Origin of the sequence: Paraburkholderia aspalathi (genome assembly GCF_900116445.1) — a bacterium.
Lineage (GTDB): Bacteria > Pseudomonadota > Gammaproteobacteria > Burkholderiales > Burkholderiaceae > Paraburkholderia > Paraburkholderia aspalathi.
In genome coordinates this window covers 47,409-66,950 of record NZ_FPBH01000007.1, presented here as the reverse complement: position 1 = coordinate 66,950, position 19,542 = coordinate 47,409, and the positions used below count along the sequence as shown (strand labels likewise).

The following is a 19,542-nucleotide window of genomic DNA, read 5'->3' as shown; positions in this document are numbered from 1 at the left end:
GGACGCCGCACGCTCAGCGCAGCACATGCAGCGACTATAATGAGATTTGGCTCTTAACTTCAGAGCCATTTCAATAAAAATGTAGGAGCCAATCATGCGCGCGAGCGTTTTGTCCGACTGGCTGGCGCAGCGCCTTGACCGTGGTAACGGCCAGCCGATCTATCGTCAGCTGCATCGGCTGTTGCAGCAAGCGATTCTGTCGCGTGAATTGCCGGCGGGCAGTAGGGTGCCGTCGTCGCGTCTATTAGCGCAGGAATTGGGCATCGGCCGCAATACCGTCACGCAGGTGTACGAGCAGTTGGTGCTCGAAGGCTATGTGAATTCGGCAACCGGCCGCGGCACGTTCGTCGCCGAAAGCGCGCCGGACGAGATCGTTGGCGTGCCCGACGCCGAGGCGCTGGCCGCGCCGCTCGAGTCGTTGCCTTTGCCGCTGCCTTTGCAGGGCAGCCGCGCGTTGTCCACGCGTGGCACGAGGCTCATCTCGGGGGCAGGCGTCTCGAAGCGGCAATGGGGCGCGTTCATGCCCGGCGTGCCGGATGTCACGAAGTTTCCCGCGCGCGTGTGGAGCCGCCTGCACAACAAGTATTGGCGCCGGCCGCGCCCGGACCTGCTGACCTACGCGCCGGGCGGCGGGCTGGCTTCTTTGCGGCACGCGTTGGCGGACTACTTGCGGACGTCGCGCTCGGTGCGTTGTACGCCCGAGCAGATCATTGTCACGACCGGGATCCACCAGTCGGTCGACCTGGCGGTGCGCCTGCTATCCGATCCGGGCGACGTGATCTGGACCGAAGACCCTTGCTATTGGGGCGTGCGCAGCGTGCTGCACGTGTCCGGCCTGCAATCGCGACCGATCGCCGTCGACGAAGAAGGCATCAATCCCTCCGCCGACGATCTCGCGCAGCCGCCGAAGCTGATGCTCGTCACGCCGTCGCATCAATATCCGCTGGGCATGGTGATGAGCCTCGCGCGGCGCCGCATGCTGCTCGAGTACGCGCGGCAGAATCAGTGCTGGATCATTGAAGACGACTACGACAGCGAATACCGCTACGGCAGCCGGCCGCTCGCATCGTTGCAAGGTCTGGATAGATCCGGGCAGGTGATTTACGTGGGCAGCTTCGGCAAGACGCTCTTTCCGGGCTTGCGCATCGGCTACCTGGTCGTCCCCGAAGCGCTGGCCGAGAGCTTTGCGACCGCGAGCGCGGAGTTGTATCGGGAAGGGCAGTTGTTGCAGCAGGCGATGCTCGCGGAGTTCATCGCGGAAGGGCATTTCACGTCGCATATCCGCAAGATGCGCACGCTCTACGGGCAGCGTCGTCAGACCCTGCTGGACGTTGCAGCGCAGCGTTATGGCGATGCGCTGCCGGCCGTGGGCGGCGATGCCGGTTTACACCTGGTGATGCAATTTCCAGAGGGCAGTAACGACCGCGCGGTGGCTATGGCGGCACTGGAGCGCAATATCGTCGTACGGCCGTTGTCGGGGTATTACGCGCAGCCGTCGCTGGCACCTTCGGGTTTGTTGATTGGCTACGCATGTGTGCCGGACGAGGAGATCGCGCCGGCGTTCAATACGCTGGCTGAGGCGATTGACACGACGCTTGTGCAGTTTGCGTGAGCGTGGACTTGAGGGCGGGCGGGGGCGCTTTTCAGATAGCGATGCTGTAGGGGCGGACCATTGAAACGGTTTGAGTGAGGCCCAGGCCGGCAAGCGTGTCGAGGTATTCTTCGACGGACTTGGGCGGATTTTTCAACGACTTTCTGTGTTCAGCCATCGCTTCGAGAACCTTGGCTTGGTTCAGGTCGAAGAGATCAGCAATGAAGTCATCAGGATGCTGAGCGGCCACGTTGAATGTGCTCAAGGCCTCGACTGGAAAATCCTTCAGGTTGAACGTGACGATGAGTTCCGCGCCGCAATGCACGGCGGCGGCGACCACATGTGCATCACCAGGATCCGGCAAATCGATGGCCGGCATCAGATGCTCATAGTTGTCGACCAAGGCATCCCGCACATGCGCGTCCATCAGGTCGCGGACGCGATGGATCTTGACGGGGTCGAGGTCAGGACGGTTTGCAATCAGATTGCGGGTCCACTCGTCATGAATGGCCGGCGTCCAGCGCGCACGATAGAGGTCGGTTAGCGCGAGACGCATCAACAGATTTCGTAATGGTTGGGAGTACAGAACGCAAGCGTCGTAGATCGCGGTGAAATGTGACGACATCGACTATTCCAAACCCATTTCCTGTGACAACGCCGCGAGTTCGTCCAGGGCCTTGCGCCGATCCGTATCGATTCGATCCTTATACGCCATCACGTCTTCATAACGCACTCGCCGATGCGTATTGACCTTCCGGAAAGGGATTTCTTTCTTCTCCAGCAACTGGACGAAGTATGGCCGCGACACGTTAAGCAGATCGGCCGCTTCCTGCGTAGTCAATTCGGCGTGAATAGGGATGATCGACACGGCGTTGCCCTGGCCGATTTCCGCAAGGACGTCGACAATAAGACGCACAACCGACGTCGGCAACTCCACGCTGCGCGTTTCGCCCTTGCTGTCCTTGAAGTCGAACTGTTGCGTTTCGGCGCGGCTTGAAAGCACGACAGACAGATTCCGGCCGGAGACACGGGCGAGCTCAGCCTCTTGCGCTGACGGTAGCGGCGTAGGGTGGATCGAGGTGTTCATGGCGCGGTTCCTTTCGAATTCGGTATTGTAAATCGAAATATTCGAAATCGCAATAAACGAAACGGGCATGAGCAGATGCGGCAGTCCCTCAAATCCGAATCAACACAGCCCCCAGCGTAACCAGCGCGCAGGCCAGGATCCGCCGCGTGGTGAGCTTCTCCCTCATAAACAGCCAGCCGATCAGCACCGCGAAGATTGAACTGAGCTCACGCAGCGCGGAGACCATCGCAATTGGCAGATAGCGGTAGGCCTCGATGATCAGGCAATAGGCGGTGAGTGCGAGCACACCGGACGCGATGCCCTTGAGCACCACCGTGCGGCCGATGAACAACCCCTTCGCGCCGCCGCGCCAATGCCACGCAAGCAGAAACTGCGGGACATTCCAGATCAGATAGATCCACATGATGTAACTCAGGCCGTTGCCCGCCACGCGCGCGCCGATTCCGTCGACGACCGAATACGTGGCGATAAAGAAGCCCGTCAGTAGCGCGAACGGCACGCTTTCGCCGGAAAACTGCATGCCGCGGCGGAACGCGAGTGAGACGATGCCGAGCGACACTAGCGCCACGCCGATGGCCGCCAACGGCTTGAGCGATTCATGCGCGAAGACCAGCGCGCCGACGAATACGAGCATCGGCGAAAGACCGCGCGCGATCGGATAGATTTGCCCGAAATCGCCGCTCTTATAAGCGCGGATCAGTGCCAGCAGGTAGCCGAATTCGAGTACGACCGACGCGAAGATATAAGGCCACGCCTCAGGTGCAGGCAAAGGAAGCACGATCACGCCGACCGCGCTGACAGCGACATACGGAATCGCCATCATGCCAAGCAGCCATACGCGGTCTTCGGATAGATGCAGAAACGCGTTCCAGGTAGCGTGAAGCAGCGCGGAGAGCAGCACCAGCAAGACGACAAAGGTGTCCATCAGAAACCAGGGAGAGGAGAAAGAAGGCCAGCGCGCCGGCTGCAAGCACGTGATTATTCCAGCAGAACGCCGGAATGGAGAGGTGGACGACTAAAGTGAAGGGGCTTTGTGTGGCAAAGGCGGGTAATTTATGGCGCCGGGAGCCCGCCGCTCAACTCTGGCGCAACGCTTGTACTCTGGCGCACTTACACATCGGCACGCCGTGTCGAAGCGGCCTGAACGAGGGTTGGCGAAGCGCGTGTTGCCAACCCCCTGGCATTCAGGAATCGTGAAGCGGTCACGTCACGCGTTCGCGCAGCCACGCGGACGCCAGATCGATCACCGTCACGACCACGATCACCATGATCATCACCGCGGCCGTCTGCGCATAATTGAACGAGCGGATCGCCTCGTACAGCACCACGCCGATCCCGCCCGCGCCGACCATGCCGACCACCATCGCCGAGCGCACGTTCGATTCAAAGCGATATAGCGCGTACGAGATCCACAACGGCAGCACTTGCGGCAGCACACCGTAGATGATTTCGTCGAGACTGGTCGCGCCGGTAGCGCGCACGCCTTCGGCCGGACGCGGATCGATTGCCTCGACCGCTTCGGCGAAGAGCTTGGCGAGCACGCCGGTGGTATGCACCCACAACGCCAGCACGCCGGCGAACGGACCGAGTCCCACGGCCACGATGAACAACATCGCGAAGACCATTTCATTGATCGCGCGGCACGCGTCCATCATGCGGCGCATCGGCTGCACGACCCACATCGGCGCCATGTTGTGCGCGGACATCAGCCCACACGGCACAGCGCACACTAGCGAGAGGGCCGTGCCCCACACCGCCACCGACAGCGTCACATACATCTCGTGCAGATAGCTGCGCCATTCGGTGAAGTCCGGCGGGAAGAAGTCCTTGGCGAACTGGCCCATGTTGCCGGAGTCGGAGAGCAGGTCGAGCGGTCGCATATCGGCGCCGTGCCAGGCGCCACCCAACACGGCGAGCACGGCGATCCAACCGATGAGCGACAGCCAGCTGCGCTTGCCCGCAGCGGGGGCGGCGCGCGCCGCCTGCGCGGCGAGCGCTTCGCTCGCACGCGTGGGCGACGTGATCAGATCAACAGTGTTCATTGCTTGGCTACGGCGGTGTTGAGTGCGCTCAGCTTGGCGTCGAGTGCGGCCAGTTGGGTCTTGCGGTCGTCGTCGGAAAGATGCGTGTCGCTCTCGATCTTCTGCTTCTGCTGGAACAGCGCGACCTGGCGAATCGGCAGCAACTGCTCATCCGACGATGCCGCGAAGCCGGCGTAGCCCGTGATGGCAGCCATCACCTGTTTTTCATGCGGATCGGTCTTGCCGTAGTTCACGAAGAAGTTGCGGATCTTGTCCTTGGTGGCTTGCGGCAGATCCTTGCGCCATACCAGCGGGTCCGACGGAATCAGCGGCGACGTCCACAACACGCGCACTTGCGCAAACTTGTCCGGATGCTGCTTCTTCAGCGTGTCGAGCATCTCGGTGTTGTTGGTCGCGATGTCGATCTTGTTGTTCACCACAGCCAGCAGATTCGCTTCGTGGCTCGACGGCAGCACGGCCTTGAACGAGGTGTTGACCGGCGTCTTGTGCTGGGCGAACAGGTAATAGCCGGGGATCAGCGTGCCCGAGGTGGAGTTCGGATCGCCGAAACCGAGTGTGACGTCCTTCGTGTTCTTGAACACGTCGTCGAGCGTCTTGAAGCGGCTGTTCACGTTGGTGATCAGCACCGACTTGTAACCGGCGTCGCCGTTCAGATACAGGACTTTCGCGAACACTTCGCCTTGCGAGCGATCCACCGCTTCGATCGCCGACGCATTGCCGAAATAACCGACCTGTACCTTGTTAAAGCGCATGCCTTCGATGATGCCGGCGTAGTCGGTCGCGAAGAACGCTTTGACGTTCAGGCCGGTTTGCTTGTTCATGTCGTCGATCAGCGGCTCCCAGCGCTGTTTCAGCACGGAGGAGGAGTCGGTCGAGATGATGCCGAGATTGATGTCCTCGGCTTGTGCGGTGGCGACGCAGGCAAATGCGGCCGCGCCGACGGTCAGCGTAATCAATGAACGCAGGAATTTCATCGCTTTGAGGTCCGGTTGAGTGAACAGAATGAGTGGGCGCGCTCAGTTCGAGTGCGCCGGATTGAGAGCGAATGCGTAACGCGTCGAGGTGGATTCGGTGTCCTGCGCCGGTGCGTTGCTGTCCACCTGATTGGCCGCGCCATCTGCGGTGGCCTCCTCGAGCAGTTCACGCGCATCGTCGCCGTAGAGTTTCTTGAGCAGGGCAGGGCTCAGCGCGGCGGAGGGACCGTCGTAGACCACCTTGCCGCGACGCAGTGCAACGGTGCGCGGGCAGTACTGCATCGCAATGTCGACCTGATGCAGCGACACCAGTACGGTCAGTTGATGGTCGACGTTGAGGGTGCGCAGCATTTCCATCACGCGGCGCGACGATTCGGGATCGAGTGAGGCGATTGGTTCGTCGGCGAGCACGATGCGCGCGCGTTGCACCAGCGCCCGCGCCAATGCCGCGCGTTGCTGCTGGCCGCCGGAGAGGTTGGCGGCGCGCTCGCGCGCGTGGTCGCCGATGCCGACTTCATTGAGCGCGGCCATCGACAACGCCCGCTCCGCAGCTGGAAATCGCCCGCTCAAACGGCGCCACAATGGCAGCCGCGCGAGCGCGCCGATCAGCACGTTGCTCTCCACGGAAAGCCGGTTCACCAGATTGAATTGCTGGAACACGAAACCGATATCACGGCGAATGCTGCGCACTTCGCGCACAATGCGGCCGTTTTGCTGGATCGGCCGGCCGAGAATTGCGATCTGAGACGGTTGCGCGTCCGAGGCCGTGAAGCCCGCGATATGCCGCAGCAGTGTCGACTTGCCCGAGCCCGAGGCGCCAATCAACGCCACCATTTCACCCGGCTCGACACGCAGATCGATTTCGTCCAGCGCCTTGCGACCGTTGCCGAACGTCTTGCTCAACCGTTCGATACGAATTGCTTCCCGAATTGCTTCCATGAGCACCCCTTCATGCATCCGGCCATTGCCGGCATGTGTGGGGCTCATTCTAGGAAGCGTCTGTGACGGTTGAGTGAAGGCATCGCAACGTCTAGACGACTATATCTATATGTGTCTTTTTTGAGTCGCCAGGAAGACAGGCAGAAGTCATTCATTCGAATGGAAAATGACACCCGCATGACATGATTTGCATTGGGCGGGGCGGGCTGCGCATGATCACCTGCAGCCAGGCTATATTGCGTCATTCGGTGTGCCGTCCCCAATAACCTTGCAGTTCCTTTTCGACGTCGTCATGCAGCCTTTGAGCTTTCTGCCCGACAGTTTTGCGGAGTACGAAGATCTCAAGACGATCCTCGACCAGGGCAGCGCCAGCTTCGAGATCCGCACAGTCTGCGAGACGACGGTGCGGGGCCGGCACTTCGCCGTTCACACCGCGAGCATCGGTTCAACCGATCCGCTCGCGCCGGCAATCGGTTTTTTTGGCGGCATTCACGGACTCGAACGGATCGGCTCGCAACTCGTGCTCGACTACATGCGCGCGCTGCTCGCCCGGCTGGAATGGGACGAACTGCTGGTGCGGCAGTTGCAATCGATTCGTCTGATCTTTATGCCGATCGTCAATCCGGGCGGCATGTGGGCGGCCACGCGGGCCAATCCCAATGGAGTCGATCTGATGCGCAATGCGCCGCAGAACGCCGACGAACGCGTGCCGCTGCTGGCCGGCGGTCAACGCGTGGGCGCGTGGCTGCCGTGGTATCGCGGCCGGCAAGGCGAGCCGATGGAGCCCGAGGCCGCGGCGCTCCTGCGGGTGGTCGAAACCGACATGGCCGCGCGGCCTCTGAGCATTGCGCTCGACTGCCACTCGGGGTACGGCTGGCGCGACAGCATCTGGTTTCCCTACGCGCGCACGCGCAAGCTGATGCCGCATCTGCCGGAAATGTACGTGCTGAAAACCATGTTCGAGCGCGCGCATCCGCATCATGGCTACGCGTTCGAGCCGCAGAGCCACCAGTATCTGTTGCATGGCGATCTGTGGGACTTCGCGTACGACCGTACGCCGCCGCCCAACGTCTTCCTGCCGATGACGCTCGAACTCGGTTCGTGGCTGTGGATCAAGAAGAACCCGCGTCAACTGTTTTCGCGCCAGGGCATGTTCAATCCGGTCAAAGCGCATCGCACCGCGCGCGTGCTGCGGCGTCATGCGAATTTGCTCGATTTTCTCGCGCGCGCAGCGTTCTCGTCGCAACGCTGGCTGCCGCAAGGCAATCGTCGCGAGGAACTGCTGCAAAGCGCGATCGATCACTGGACCACGCCGGAAGCGCCATGAGCACTTGGATTCTGTTGCGTGGACTGACGCGCGAAACACGCCACTGGGGTCGTTTGCCAGGCTTGCTGAGCGAAGCGACCGGCACGGATCGCCTGTTGCTGCTCGATCTGCCCGGCAATGGCGAGTTCGTACGCTTGCGCGCGCCGGCCACCGTCGAAGATATGGTGGGCTTCGTGCGGATTGCTGCATTGCAAACGGGCGCGGCAGGTCCCTATCGCGTGCTGGCGATGTCGCTCGGCGGCATGGTGGCGACCGACTGGGCGCAACGGCATCCCGGCGAGATCGAGCGGCTCGTGTTGATCAATACCAGCATGAGGCCGTTCAGCCGCATGCACGAGCGCTTGCGTCCATCAGCATGGCCTGGCCTGCTGGGCGTCGCAGCACACTGGCGCGATGCAACGCGCGCGGAAAGCGGTATTCATCGGCTGACGTGCAACAACGTCGAAACGCTGGGCGCCGATCTCGATGCATGGAGCGAAATTCGCCGCAGCGCGCCGGTGAGCCGCGGCAATGCGTTGCGGCAGCTTTGGGCCGCCGCGCGCTTTAGTGCGGCTGCGGCGAAACCGCATTGCCCGTTGCTGATTCTCTCTTCACGCGCCGATAAACTGGTCAATCCGGTGTGTTCGGCCAAACTCGCCGCAGCGTGGGGCGCAACGCATCGCGAGCATCAATGGGCCGGTCACGACCTGCCGCACGATGATCCGGGCTGGGCCAGCGAACAGGTCCAGGCATGGCTGAGGCAGGAGGCTGGCGAATTGAAGGCCGCGCTTTAAACGGAGGCCGCACGTTCTCCGGCAGCGGGTATAACCTAAGTGAGCTCGCGCATCGATTTCCAGGTGGCAGGCGCATAATCCTCGTTCAGACGATGCATGCGAATCAAGCGATACTCGCTATTGCCGCCCGCCGGGGGAGTTGATCATGCAAGCAAAGAATGAAGAAGCCGTCACGCACCTGCTGAACGATGTCTTTGAATTTGCGCGTGGACGATTGCCGGAGCCAACCTTCAAAGTCGTCGAGCCTTTCCTGCGGCACTACTACGATTTCGTCGACGCCGACGATCTTCAAAGCCGCTCCATCGCTGATCTTTACGGCGCAGCGCTTGCCCATTGGCAAACCGCGCAGCGCTTCGTGCCAGGCAGCGAACGGCTGCGTGTCTACAACCCGATACTCGAACAGCATGGCTGGCATTCCGATCACACCGTGATCGAGATCGTCAACGACGATATGCCGTTCCTGGTCGATTCGGTATCGATGGCGGTCAATCGCCTCGGGCTCGCACTGCATTCAGTCGTGCATCCGGTGTTCCGCATCTGGCGCGGACCGGACGGCAGCATTGTGCGCGTGGGTCAGGGCGCTGAAGATGCCGCCGATACGCGCTCGCAGCTTGCTTCGTTCATTCACTTCGAGGTCGACCGTTGCGGCGACGCAGCGAAACTCGACGCGTTGCGTGACGAGATCGCAAGAGTGCTGCGCGACGTGCGCGCCGCAGTGGAGGATTGGCCGAAGATCGTCGAACTCGCGCGCGTCACCGTCAAAGGCATGAAGGCCGGCGAGGCAGGACCGGAAGGTATGGAAGCCCGCGCGTTCCTCGAATGGATGGTGGCCGATCATTTCACGTTTCTTGGCCAGCGCGACTATGAATTGGTGCAGCACGATATCGGCTTTGGCCTGCGTGCGGTACCCGGCTCGGGCCTCGGCATTCTGCGCGACGAGTTGCGTCCCGCGGGCGCAGCGGAAATCACGCCATTGCCACCGGCGGCCGCCGATATCATCTCCGGCTCGTCGCCCATTTTCCTGACCAAGGCCAACTCGCGCGCGACGGTGCATCGGCCGGGCTATCTGGATTACGTTGGCATCAAGCTGACCGGTGCGGACGGCAAGGTGACCGGCGAGCGGCGCTTTATCGGTCTGTATACGTCCACCGCGTACCTGGTGTCGGCGGCGGAGATTCCGATCGTACGGCGCAAATGCGCGAACATCGTACGGCGGGCCGGTTTCCTGCCCAAGGGCCACCTGGCCAAATCACTGGTGACGGTGCTCGAAACCTATCCACGTGACGAACTGTTTCAGGCCGACGAAGACCAGCTCTACGATATCGCGCTGGGCGTGCTGCGTTTGCAGGAGCATCAGCGCACGCGGATGTTCGTCCGGCGCGACCGTTTCGACCGATTCGTGTCGTGTCTCGTGTTCGTGCCGCGTGACAAGTACAACACCGATCTGCGGCAGCGCATCGCGAATCTGCTGACCGATGCGTTCAACGGGGAAAGTGTCGAATTCACGCCCTTGTTGTCGGAGTCGACACTCGCGCGTATTCACTTCGTCGTGCATGCGAAGCCCGGGGGCATGCCTCATGTCGATACGCGTGAGCTCGAAGCGCGCCTCGTTCACGTTACGCGCCGCTGGCAGGACGATCTCGCCGACGCGTTGCTCGATGCATTCGGCGAAGAGCAGGGCAACCGTCTCCTGCAACACTATGCGGATTCGTTTCCCCCCGGCTATCGCGACGATTATCCGGCCCGTACTGCGGTGCGCGATATCGAGCTGATCGAGCGCGTGCAGGGCAGCGAGCGGCTCGCCATGAACCTGTACCGCCCGATCGAATCAGGGCCGCGCGCGTTCCGTTTCAAGGTTTATCGTGCGGGCTTGCCTATTGCCTTGTCGCGCAGCTTGCCGATGCTCGAACATCTCGGCGTGCGTGTCGATGAAGAGCGGCCTTATCTGATCGAAGCACTCGACGCCACGCCTGCCTGGATTCACGATTTCGGCCTTGAACTCGCGGACGATGCGGAGTTCGATATCGAACGGGTGAAGGATCTTTTCGAAGATGCGTTCGAACAGGTGTGGACCGGCGGAATCGAAAGCGATGATTTCAATCGTCTGGTGTTGCGCGCGCAACTGAGTGCGCGCGAGGTGACGATTCTGCGTGCTTACGCCAAGTACCTGAGGCAAGTGGGTTCGACGTTCAGCGACGCTTATATCGAACGCGCGGTGACCGGCAATCCGGCGATTGCCCGCATGCTGGTCGAGTTGTTCATTGCACGTTTCGATCCGGTGCTTGGCGATACACGCGAGGCCCGCGTCGATAGCTTGCTGAAGACGATCGACAGCGCGCTCGATCAGGTGCCGAATCTCGACGAGGACCGGATACTCCGGCAATTCCTCGGCGTCATCAAGGCCACGCAGCGCACGAACTACTATCGCTTCGACGCCGACGGCCATCCGAAACCGTATCTGTCGTTCAAATTCAATCCCGCCCAGGTGCCCGGTTTGCCAGAACCGAAACCGATGTTCGAAATCTGGGTGTACTCGCCGCGTGTGGAAGGCGTGCATTTGCGCGGCGGACGGGTTGCGCGCGGCGGCCTGCGCTGGTCGGATCGGCGTGAGGACTTCCGCACGGAAGTGCTCGGCTTGATGAAGGCGCAGATGGTCAAGAACGTGGTGATCGTGCCGGTTGGCTCCAAAGGCGGTTTCGTCGTGAAGAATCCGCCGCCGCAGACCGAACGCGACGCGTGGATGCGTGAGGGCATCGCCTGCTATCAGACGTTCTTGCGCGGCCTGCTCGACTTGACCGACAACCTCACGGGTACGACGGTGGTGCCGCCGCCCGATGTGGTGCGCCATGACCCCGACGATCCCTATCTGGTCGTCGCCGCCGACAAGGGCACCGCCACCTTCTCCGACTACGCGAACGCGATCTCCCAGGAATACGGCTTCTGGCTCGACGATGCCTTTGCATCGGGCGGCTCGGTCGGTTATGACCACAAGAAAATGGCGATCACGGCGCGCGGGGCCTGGGAGTCGGTCAAACGGCACTTCCGCGAAATGGGCGTCGATACGCAAGCAACTGATTTCACGGTCGTGGGCGTCGGCGATATGTCGGGCGATGTATTCGGCAACGGCATGCTGCTCTCGCCGCATATCAAACTGGTCGCCGCATTCGATCATCGGCATATCTTTCTCGATCCGAATCCCGATCCGGCGGCAAGCCTTGCCGAGCGCGGGCGACTTTTCGGGCTTGACCGGTCGAGTTGGGCCGACTACGACCCGTCGCTCATCTCGGCGGGCGGCGGCGTGTTTCCGCGCACCGCCAAGACGATTCCGTTGTCTCCAGCCGTTCAGTCGGTGCTTGGCATCAGTGCGCCGGCGCTCGCGCCCGCTGAATTGATGCGTGCGATTCTGCAGGCGCCGGTCGATCTGCTTTACAACGGCGGTATCGGCACCTATGTGAAGGCGAGTCGCGAAACGCATCTGCAGGTGGGCGACCGCGCCAACGACGCGATCCGTGTCAACGGCGCCGATCTGCACTGCAAGGTCGTCGCGGAAGGCGGCAATCTCGGTCTTACGCAACTCGGGCGTATCGAGTTCGCCCAACGCGGCGGTCGTATCAATACCGATGCGATCGACAACTCCGCCGGGGTCGACTGTTCGGACCACGAGGTCAACATCAAGATACTGCTGGGGCTGGTTGTCTCCGACGGCGAAATGACCGAGAAACAGCGCAATGCACTGCTTGCGGAAATGACCGATGAAGTCGGCTTGCTCGTCTTGCAGGACAACTATTACCAGACCCAGGCGCTCTCGATTGCGGGCCGCTACGGCGTCGAATTGCTCGATGCCGAAGCGCGCCTGATGCGTTATCTCGAACGCGCGGGCCGTCTGAACCGCGTGATCGAGTTCTTGCCGACCGATGAAGAAGTCGCCGAGCGCCAGGCCGCGAAACAAGGGCTCACCACGCCCGAACGCGCGGTGCTGCTTGCCTATAGCAAGATGTGGCTCTACGACGCGCTGCTCGAATCGTCGATGCCGGAAGACCCGCTCGTCAGCGACATGCTGATCGAGTACTTTCCGAAGCCGTTGCGGCAGCGCTTTAGCGAGCCGATGCAACGTCACCCGTTGCGGCGCGAAATCCTTGCGACGCATCTGACCAATGCGTTGGTGAATCGCGTGGGCTGCGAGTTCGTGCATCGGCTGATGGAAGAGACCGATGCGCAGCCTGGCGACATCGTGCGCGCCTGCATCATGGCGCGCGACGTGTTCGATCTCGACGACGTGTGGCGCAGTATCGATGCGCTGGATAACCGTGTCGCCGACGATGTGCAGGCACGCATGTTCGTCGAAGTGGCGCGGCTCGTCGAACGCTCGGCGCTGTGGTTCCTGCGGCAATTGCAATCAGGGGCGGTTAGCGCCGGCGATGTTGCCGGCCTGCTTGCGCGCTGCCGCGACGCGGCGCAACGCCTTGCGCCGCAATGGCCCGCGCTGCTGCCGAGTGCCGATCTCGACGCGCTGTCCGAGCGGCAACGCGTGCTCGTGGACGCGGGCGTCGATAGCGAACTGGCAGTGCGGATCGCCAGCGGAGAGATATCGGCGGCTTTGCTCGACATCGCCGAGGTGGCGTCGACTTGCGGGCGCAGTCTCGAACTCGTGGCGGGCGTCTACTTCGCGCTCGGCACGCTGCTGAACTACAGCTGGATCAGCGAGCGCGCGGCCGCGCTGCCGGCTCCCACGCACTGGGACATGCTGGCGCGCGCCACGGCTCTGGCGGAACTCGCACGCCTGAAACGCGCGCTGACCACGAGCGCACTGGCCGGCGCCGACGAGGCATCCACGCCGGACGCATTGGTTCAGGCATGGCGCGAGAAGCGCACCGCGCAACTCGAGCGTTATGCGCGTCTGCTTGCCGATCTGCGGGCCACGGGCGGCGCAAGCCTGTCGATGCTTCTGGTGATCGTGCGGGAGATGGCCGCGCTCGAAAGGGCATAGCACGACGGGGCGCGAGAGCAAGCAGATGTGCTGCATACGTCACAGCACCCGGCGCGGAACAGCGCCGGGGTTGGACGCATGCTACCTGGCATGTCCATAATACGAACTATTGCCAACCGAAAGCGCTCTGCAAACTCACGGACCCTCTCCACGACGATGAAAGAAGAATCGCCGAAAGCCATTTTCTATGCGCTTGCCGCCAACCTCGGCATCGCTATCTGCAAGTTCGCTGCTGCCGCGTTCACTGGTTCCGGCTCGATGTTCGCCGAAGCCATTCACTCGACCGCCGACTGCGGTAACCAGTTGCTGCTGCTATTCGGCTTGCGCGAAGCGCGCAAGCCGGCAAGCCCCTTGCATCCTATGGGCGGTGGCCGCGAGATCAATTTCTATTCGCTGCTGGTGGCATTGCTGCTGTTTTTTGTCGGCGGCGCGTTTTCGGTTTACGAAGGCGTGCATCGTCTATTCGCGCGCGAGCCTTTGCAGTATGCCTATGTGGCGCTCGTCGTACTGGGCGTTTCGGTGGTGCTCGAAACGCTTTCCTTGTGGGGCGCGGTCAAGGAGATCCGCAAGTCGCATCCCGACAAACATCTGTGGCGCTGGTTTCGCGAAACGCGCGAGTCCGAACTGCTGGTGGTGGCCGGCGAGGACATTGCCGCGCTGGCGGGTCTTGCGATCGCCTTTGTCGCCGTGTTGCTGACGATGGTGACCGGCAATCCCGTCTACGACGCACTGGGCTCCATCGGCGTCGGCGTGTTGCTGATGGTGATTGCGTGGCTGGTGGCGCGCGAAGTGAAGTCGATGATTGTCGGCGAATCGGCGAGCCCGGAAGTGCGCCGCGCGATCGAGACGCATCTGCGCGGCCGCTCCGAGATTCGCAGCATCATCAACATGATTACGCTGCAGTGGGGCCGTCACGTGGTGGTGGCGGTGCAGGCGGAAATGATCGACTATGCGAGCGGCCGCGCGATGGTCGATGCGATCAACGTGATCGAAGCGGATTTGCAGGAGGCATTTCCGCAAGTGCGCTGGGTGTTTTTCGAACCGGACGTGCCGCGGGTTTGATGCGTTGCCTCACTGGCGAGGATATGTCCGGTTCGTCGGTGGCCAGCGGATTGCGCTAGTTTCTTCGCTTAGGAAGGCCCTTACTTTCGCGTCCGCTGGCCAGTGCATTGGCTGCTTATTTGAAACCGGTCACCGCATGTGGCACGTACAGCTCTTCCAATTGGCGGATCTCGTCCGCGCTCAGATTCAACGTCAGTGCTGCGACCGCATCGTCCAGGTGATGCAGCTTGGTCGCGCCGACGATAGGCGCGGTGATCGGCTTCTTCTGCAACACCCAGGCTAGTGCGACTTGCGCGCGCGGCACACCGCGTTCCTTCGCAATCTGGCTGACGCGCTCCACGATCCGGCGGTCCGCGTCTTCGGTATGTGCGTACAGAGTGCGGCCGAATTCGTCGGTCTCGGAGCGTGCGCTTTCAGTGTTCCAGTCGCGCGTCAGGCGTCCGCGTGCCAGGGGGCTCCATGGAATCACGCCGATGCCTTCGCTTTCGCACAGCGGCAGCATCTCCCGCTCTTCTTCTCGATAGAGCAGATTCACGTAGTTCTGCATCGTCACGAAGCGCGTCCAGCCATGGCGTTCAGCCACATGCAATGCCTTGGCGAACTGCCACGCATACATCGACGACGCACCGATATAGCGCGCCTTGCCGGCCTTCACCACGTCGTGCAGCGCCTCCATGGTTTCTTCGATCGGTGTGTCGTAGTCCCAGCGGTGGATCTGATACAGATCGACGTAGTCCGTACCGAGACGCCTCAGGCTGTTGTCGATTTCCGCCATGATCGCCTTGCGCGACAGACCCGCGCCGTTAGGGCCCGGATGCATGCGGCTATTCACCTTGGTGGCCAGTACGATCTCGTCACGCTTCGCAAAGTCCTTCAATGCGCGGCCGACGATTTCTTCGCTGGTGCCGTCCGAGTACACGTTGGCGGTATCGAAGAAGTTGATGCCGTGGTCGAGCGCCTGCTTGATAAAGGGGCGCGCCGCTTCATCGTCGAGCGACCAGGGGTGGGTGCCGCGAGCGGGCACGCCGTAACTCATGCAGCCGAGACAAAGACGCGATACACCGAGGCCGGTGCGGCCCAGTTTCACATAGTCCATCGAGGTGCTCCTGTGTTGAAGTGCACAAACGCGGTGCGTGCTGACGACCCCCCATTATAGGAACGGACGCGTTGACGTGCTGAAGGGTGACTTGCTGCAATGCGTAGTGGAAAATAATTTCTTCGCATCTATACTTCTTTCGGCTTGAAAGCGGCCTTTCTCCCAATCTGCATCACGAGCAAAAAGGAAGAATTACGATGCTGACTCGCACACTTGGCGCAATCTCTGCCATTGCACTCGCGGCCTGCGCCGCCTTTACATCCGGTCCTGCCAGCGCGGACGACAACGACGGTTTCTCGCAAGGCGACGGCGGCTCGCACGGGCGGCCGGTCAAGGTGATGATCATTTCGATGTTTGGGCCGGAAGGGCAGGTATGGCTCGATCGGCTGGGTCCATGGCGCGAGATTACGGTCGATGGCTTATCGCCCGACTACCCGACGGTTCATTGCAATAAGCAGGACGTGTGTGTCATGACCACGGGCATGGGGCATAGCAACGCTGCCGCGTCGATTATGGCATTGACGTTTTCATCGCGTTTCGATTTGCGGCATACGTACTTTATGGTGGCGGGGATTGCCGGGATTGATCCGCAGCAGGGCACGGTCGGATCCGCCGCGTGGGCGAAGTACCTGGTCGACTTCGGGATTCAGTGGGAGATCGATGGACGGGAGATTCCGCCTGGCTGGAATACTGGATACCTGGGGATCAACACCACGAGTCCGACGGCTAAGCCACCGCTCGACTATCGGACGGAGGTGTTCCAGTTGAATACCCAGCTAGCCGATACGGCGTTTGCCTTGTCGCGTAGCGTTGTGCTGTCTGATAGCGCTCAGGCGCAGGCTGCGCGGGCCAAGTATTCGTATGCGCCGGCGAATCGGCCGCCGACTGTCATTCAGTGCGACACACTCGCCGGCGACACCTGGTGGTCGGGGACGCTGCTTGGGCAGCGGGCGCGGGATTGGACCAAGATCCTGACGGATGGCAATGGCGTGTATTGCACGACGCAGCAGGAGGATAACGCGACGTATGAGGCGCTTAAGCGCGCGGCCTCGGTGCATAAGGTTGACCTGAGCCGCGTTGCGGTGCTGCGGGCTGGGTCTGATTTTGATCGGCCATATGACGGGCAGACTAGTGCTGATAATTTGCTTAACTATGCTGCGCAGGGGGGCTTTACTATTGCTATTGAGAACCTTTATAGGTCTGGGAATCCGCTTGTGCAGGATATTGCTACTCATTGGGGGGAGTGGCGGGAAGGGGTGCCTAAGAGGTAGGTTTTTTTGCCTTTGGCGGCGCTTATTGTCCGTGTTCCTGGGGCTTTGGGCTTTCCTTGAATTGTTAGTGGTCTATTAGCGTTCCCCCTGTGCGGGGGGGCACCTACTTTTCTTTGCCGCCGCAAAGAAAAGTAGGCAAAAGAAAGCGGCTAGAAGCCCCTGCTAAGCGGGTCCCGCAGCTCGCTCACGGTAGTGGTGCGACTGGAATCTGTGTTCGTGCCGCTGCTTAGGCTTGTGACAAGGGCGTCATACTTCCGGCGGCGCTGCGCGCGCCGAAGAGCCGCTCATAAAACCAATCGCTGCGTTTCGGCATTCATGGACCTCAATCGAAGCCCGTGGTTTCCCATGCAAACCCGTCCGCGACGCACGAAGTGCGGAGTGGGAGCTGATGAATCCTTTGTCACTAACGCCGAATGTGCGAGAGCACGGATTCCAGTCGCACCACTACCCCAGGCAAACCACGGTTCCCGCTTAGCATTAGCGGTTTGAGCCGCTTTCTTTTGCCTACTTTTCTTTGCGGCGGCAAAGAAAAGTAGGTGCCCCCCCGCACAGGGGGAACGCTAATAAACCACTAACAAATCAAGGAAAGGCCAAAGTCCTAAGAACACTGACAAACAAGCGCCGCGAAGGCAAAAACAAAAACCAAAGCCTTACCGCTGCGGCGCCCGAAATGGCACCCACGCCCCCACATCCACATCCCAATCATCAAGTTCAGACGGTGTCATAACATGCTCCTTTATAAAGAGTGCAAACAACCCACCGCGATGAAAATTTCTTTTGGAAACCGAATCATCGCGGCGCATTCGCCTTACTGCCCATTCGCCACGCGAGTAACATCGCCACTAGTCCCTTCCTGCAATGCAATGCGCGCAGCCTGCGTCTGACCAATCAGACCTTTATTCGGATACGACGTACGATTCAACGCAGGCAGCGAACCATCGCGATACGCAGCGACCAGTTCAGCATTAACTTCAGCACGCGTTTTGCCGACGGTAGTCGGAGCAGGCAACGTTTGGTACGTGCCAGCATGCCCAATGCCCCCACCGTTGCTTTGAGCAAACACCGGTGCGCTGGCAAGCAGCGAAAGAGCCAGACCTGCTAAGAGATTGCGCTTCATGATTCACTCCTGTCGATTCGTTTGCAGCACGAGCGGCGCTGCGACAGGGTGAAATGTAGACTTCGAGGTGATGAGGATAAATCGCACTTTCGCGAAATGAATTGTCGCGAATCTAGAACAATCGTGACGACGTGCGTGCTAGCTGGTTACTGCAGGGCAACCGCGGCATTAGAGCCGCGGTTGAAATTCACTTTTCCATAATCTGTACTTCAACTCACGCGAATCAGGCAACCCACTCCGTTATCACCGGCGTGTCGGCTATCGGAGCAGATTCGCGTTCTTCGAAAGTGCGCTTCGTGCACATCGCGTCGAGACTGCCGCGTCCGCTCAGCAACGGGCAGCGGTCGAACAGCTCGGCAATCCAGTCTACGAAAACACGGACTTTAGGCGACAGATGCCGACTGTGCGGATAGACTGCGGAAATCGGCATCGGCAAAGGTTTCAGCTCCGGCAACACTTCAACCAGCTGTCCCGAACGCAGATGCGGCAGCACCATGAAGAGCGCCGGCTGAAACAGGCCGAAGCCTTCCAGACCGCACGTTACGTAAGCATCGGCGTCGTTCACCGACACAATGCTCTTCATCTTCACTTCGACTTCTTTGCCATCAACCATGAAGGCCCAATCGATCGTGCGCCCCGTGCGGCTCGAAAAATAATTGACTGCTTTGTGATTCTCGAGGTCTTCGAGCGAAGTCGGCATGCCTGCCCGTTCGATGTAGCTGGGGGCCGCGCATGTCACGCCCTCGAACAGACCGATACGGCGCGCCACCAGCGAGGAATCCTGTAGCGCGCCCACCCGCACCACGCAATCCACGCCTTCCTGCAGCAGATCGACGGGCCGGTCCGTCAATCCGAGCTGCAGGTCGATGTCCGGGTAACGCGTGTGGAATTCACACAGCGAAGGGATCACGAGCAAACGCCCGATCGATCCCGGCATGTCGATGCGCAGCTTGCCGTGCGGCTTTTTATTGCCGCTCTGGAAGCTGGCCTCGGTCTCTTCGACGTCCGCGAGGATGCGCACGCAGCGTTCGTAATACGCCGCGCCGTCCGGCGTCAGCGACAAACGCCGCGTGGTCCGGTGCATCAAACGCGTGCCGAGGAACGCTTCGAGGTTCTGAATGATGGTGGTAACTGATGCGCGTGGCAGATCGAGCGTTTCCGCCGCGCGGGTAAAGCTGTTGGTGTCGACGACGCGCGTGAACACTTGCATGGCCTGAAGCCGGTCCATTGCAAACCTCCAGAAAGGGGCGGACGCACCGAGCAGGAATCGAATCCG

15 protein-coding genes are annotated in these 19,542 nt (G+C 61.0%); 6 read left to right on the top strand and 9 right to left on the bottom strand.

Going from position 1 to position 19,542, the window contains the following annotated elements; genetic code table 11:
• Positions 1-94 precede the first annotated feature (94 nt).
• Positions 95-1,612, top strand: a complete 1,518-nt coding sequence (gene pdxR, locus BM438_RS13405) for a MocR-like pyridoxine biosynthesis transcription factor PdxR (RefSeq protein ID WP_093634727.1) — start codon at positions 95-97, stop codon at positions 1,610-1,612.
• A 31-nt stretch (positions 1,613-1,643) separates the two neighbouring features.
• On the opposite strand, the gene BM438_RS13400 is transcribed toward pdxR, so the two are convergent.
• The 6 genes from BM438_RS13400 to phnC form a co-directional block, all read right to left on the bottom strand.
• A complete protein-coding gene (locus BM438_RS13400) occupies positions 1,644-2,216 on the bottom strand; it encodes a PIN domain-containing protein (RefSeq protein ID WP_093634726.1) in 573 nt (190 codons plus the stop codon).
• Between the two features lie 3 nt (positions 2,217-2,219).
• Entirely contained in the window at positions 2,220-2,678 is a 459-nt protein-coding gene (locus BM438_RS13395) for a helix-turn-helix domain-containing protein (protein ID WP_093634911.1), read from the bottom strand.
• Positions 2,679-2,766: 88 nt separating this feature from the next.
• A complete protein-coding gene (locus BM438_RS13390; protein WP_093634725.1) occupies positions 2,767-3,603 on the bottom strand; it encodes a DMT family transporter in 837 nt (278 codons plus the stop codon).
• 277 nt (positions 3,604-3,880) lie between these two features.
• Positions 3,881-4,720 (bottom strand): phosphonate ABC transporter, permease protein PhnE, encoded by an 840-nt coding sequence (gene phnE / locus BM438_RS13385; protein ID WP_093634724.1) that lies wholly within the window; start codon positions 4,718-4,720, stop codon positions 3,881-3,883.
• Entirely contained in the window at positions 4,717-5,694 is a 978-nt protein-coding gene (gene phnD / locus BM438_RS13380; RefSeq protein ID WP_093634723.1) for a phosphonate ABC transporter substrate-binding protein, read from the bottom strand. The genes phnE and phnD overlap by 4 nt, the downstream gene beginning before the upstream one ends.
• 42 nt (positions 5,695-5,736) lie before the next feature.
• The gene (gene phnC, locus BM438_RS13375) at positions 5,737-6,633 is read right to left on the bottom strand and encodes a phosphonate ABC transporter ATP-binding protein (protein WP_093634910.1); all 897 of its coding nucleotides are present in this window, start codon (positions 6,631-6,633) and stop codon (positions 5,737-5,739) included.
• 292 nt (positions 6,634-6,925) lie between these two features.
• On the opposite strand from phnC, the gene BM438_RS13370 reads away from it, so the two are divergent.
• The 4 genes from BM438_RS13370 to BM438_RS13355 all read left to right on the top strand — a co-directional run bounded on the left by BM438_RS13370 (position 6,926) and on the right by BM438_RS13355 (position 14,782).
• Positions 6,926-7,960: a M14 family zinc carboxypeptidase gene (locus tag BM438_RS13370; protein WP_054043398.1), complete on the top strand. Its 1,035-nt coding sequence runs from the start codon at positions 6,926-6,928 to the stop codon at positions 7,958-7,960.
• Positions 7,957-8,733: an alpha/beta fold hydrolase gene (locus tag BM438_RS13365; protein WP_093634722.1), complete on the top strand. Its 777-nt coding sequence runs from the start codon at positions 7,957-7,959 to the stop codon at positions 8,731-8,733. Before BM438_RS13370 ends, BM438_RS13365 begins: the two co-directional genes overlap by 4 nt.
• A 145-nt stretch (positions 8,734-8,878) precedes the next feature.
• Positions 8,879-13,720: an NAD-glutamate dehydrogenase gene (locus BM438_RS13360; RefSeq protein WP_093634721.1), complete on the top strand. Its 4,842-nt coding sequence runs from the start codon at positions 8,879-8,881 to the stop codon at positions 13,718-13,720.
• A 156-nt stretch (positions 13,721-13,876) separates the two neighbouring features.
• Positions 13,877-14,782 (top strand): cation diffusion facilitator family transporter, encoded by a 906-nt coding sequence (locus BM438_RS13355; protein WP_054043383.1) that lies wholly within the window; start codon positions 13,877-13,879, stop codon positions 14,780-14,782.
• A gap of 115 nt (positions 14,783-14,897) precedes the next feature.
• On the opposite strand, the gene BM438_RS13350 is transcribed toward BM438_RS13355, so the two are convergent.
• Positions 14,898-15,878 carry an aldo/keto reductase gene (locus BM438_RS13350; protein ID WP_093634720.1) on the bottom strand — a complete coding sequence of 327 codons (981 nt, stop codon included), beginning with the start codon at positions 15,876-15,878 and terminating at the stop codon, positions 14,898-14,900.
• 197 nt (positions 15,879-16,075) lie between these two features.
• Between BM438_RS13350 and BM438_RS13345 the strand changes: the two genes are divergently transcribed.
• Positions 16,076-17,149 (top strand): purine-nucleoside phosphorylase, encoded by a 1,074-nt coding sequence (locus tag BM438_RS13345; protein ID WP_093634719.1) that lies wholly within the window; start codon positions 16,076-16,078, stop codon positions 17,147-17,149.
• 808 nt (positions 17,150-17,957) lie between these two features.
• Here BM438_RS13345 and BM438_RS13340 read toward each other — a convergent pair.
• Positions 17,958-18,266: a DUF4148 domain-containing protein gene (locus BM438_RS13340; RefSeq protein WP_054039092.1), complete on the bottom strand. Its 309-nt coding sequence runs from the start codon at positions 18,264-18,266 to the stop codon at positions 17,958-17,960.
• 223 nt (positions 18,267-18,489) lie between these two features.
• On the bottom strand, positions 18,490-19,494 hold the full coding sequence (locus BM438_RS13335) for a LysR family transcriptional regulator (protein WP_093634718.1): 1,005 nt from the start codon (positions 19,492-19,494) through the stop codon (positions 18,490-18,492).
• Positions 19,495-19,542 lie beyond the last annotated feature (48 nt).

Bases quoted from the DNA above. Each gene is read 5' to 3' on its own strand.
- BM438_RS13360 (WP_093634721.1), top strand. From the start codon at position 8,879: ATGCAAGCAAAGAATGAAGAAGCCGTCACGCACCTGCTGAACGATGTC.
- BM438_RS13345 (WP_093634719.1), top strand. From the start codon at position 16,076: ATGCTGACTCGCACACTTGGCGCAATCTCTGCCATTGCACTCGCGGCC.
- BM438_RS13355 (WP_054043383.1), top strand. From the start codon at position 13,877: ATGAAAGAAGAATCGCCGAAAGCCATTTTCTATGCGCTTGCCGCCAAC.
- pdxR (WP_093634727.1), top strand. From the start codon at position 95: ATGCGCGCGAGCGTTTTGTCCGACTGGCTGGCGCAGCGCCTTGACCGT.
- BM438_RS13370 (WP_054043398.1), top strand. From the start codon at position 6,926: ATGCAGCCTTTGAGCTTTCTGCCCGACAGTTTTGCGGAGTACGAAGAT.
- BM438_RS13335 (WP_093634718.1), bottom strand. From the start codon at position 19,494: ATGGACCGGCTTCAGGCCATGCAAGTGTTCACGCGCGTCGTCGACACC.
- phnC (WP_093634910.1), bottom strand. From the start codon at position 6,633: ATGGAAGCAATTCGGGAAGCAATTCGTATCGAACGGTTGAGCAAGACG.
- phnD (WP_093634723.1), bottom strand. From the start codon at position 5,694: ATGAAATTCCTGCGTTCATTGATTACGCTGACCGTCGGCGCGGCCGCA.
- BM438_RS13390 (WP_093634725.1), bottom strand. From the start codon at position 3,603: ATGGACACCTTTGTCGTCTTGCTGGTGCTGCTCTCCGCGCTGCTTCAC.
- BM438_RS13400 (WP_093634726.1), bottom strand. From the start codon at position 2,216: ATGTCGTCACATTTCACCGCGATCTACGACGCTTGCGTTCTGTACTCC.
- BM438_RS13365 (WP_093634722.1), top strand. From the start codon at position 7,957: ATGAGCACTTGGATTCTGTTGCGTGGACTGACGCGCGAAACACGCCAC.
- BM438_RS13340 (WP_054039092.1), bottom strand. From the start codon at position 18,266: ATGAAGCGCAATCTCTTAGCAGGTCTGGCTCTTTCGCTGCTTGCCAGC.
- phnE (WP_093634724.1), bottom strand. From the start codon at position 4,720: ATGAACACTGTTGATCTGATCACGTCGCCCACGCGTGCGAGCGAAGCG.
- BM438_RS13350 (WP_093634720.1), bottom strand. From the start codon at position 15,878: ATGGACTATGTGAAACTGGGCCGCACCGGCCTCGGTGTATCGCGTCTT.
- BM438_RS13395 (WP_093634911.1), bottom strand. From the start codon at position 2,678: ATGAACACCTCGATCCACCCTACGCCGCTACCGTCAGCGCAAGAGGCT.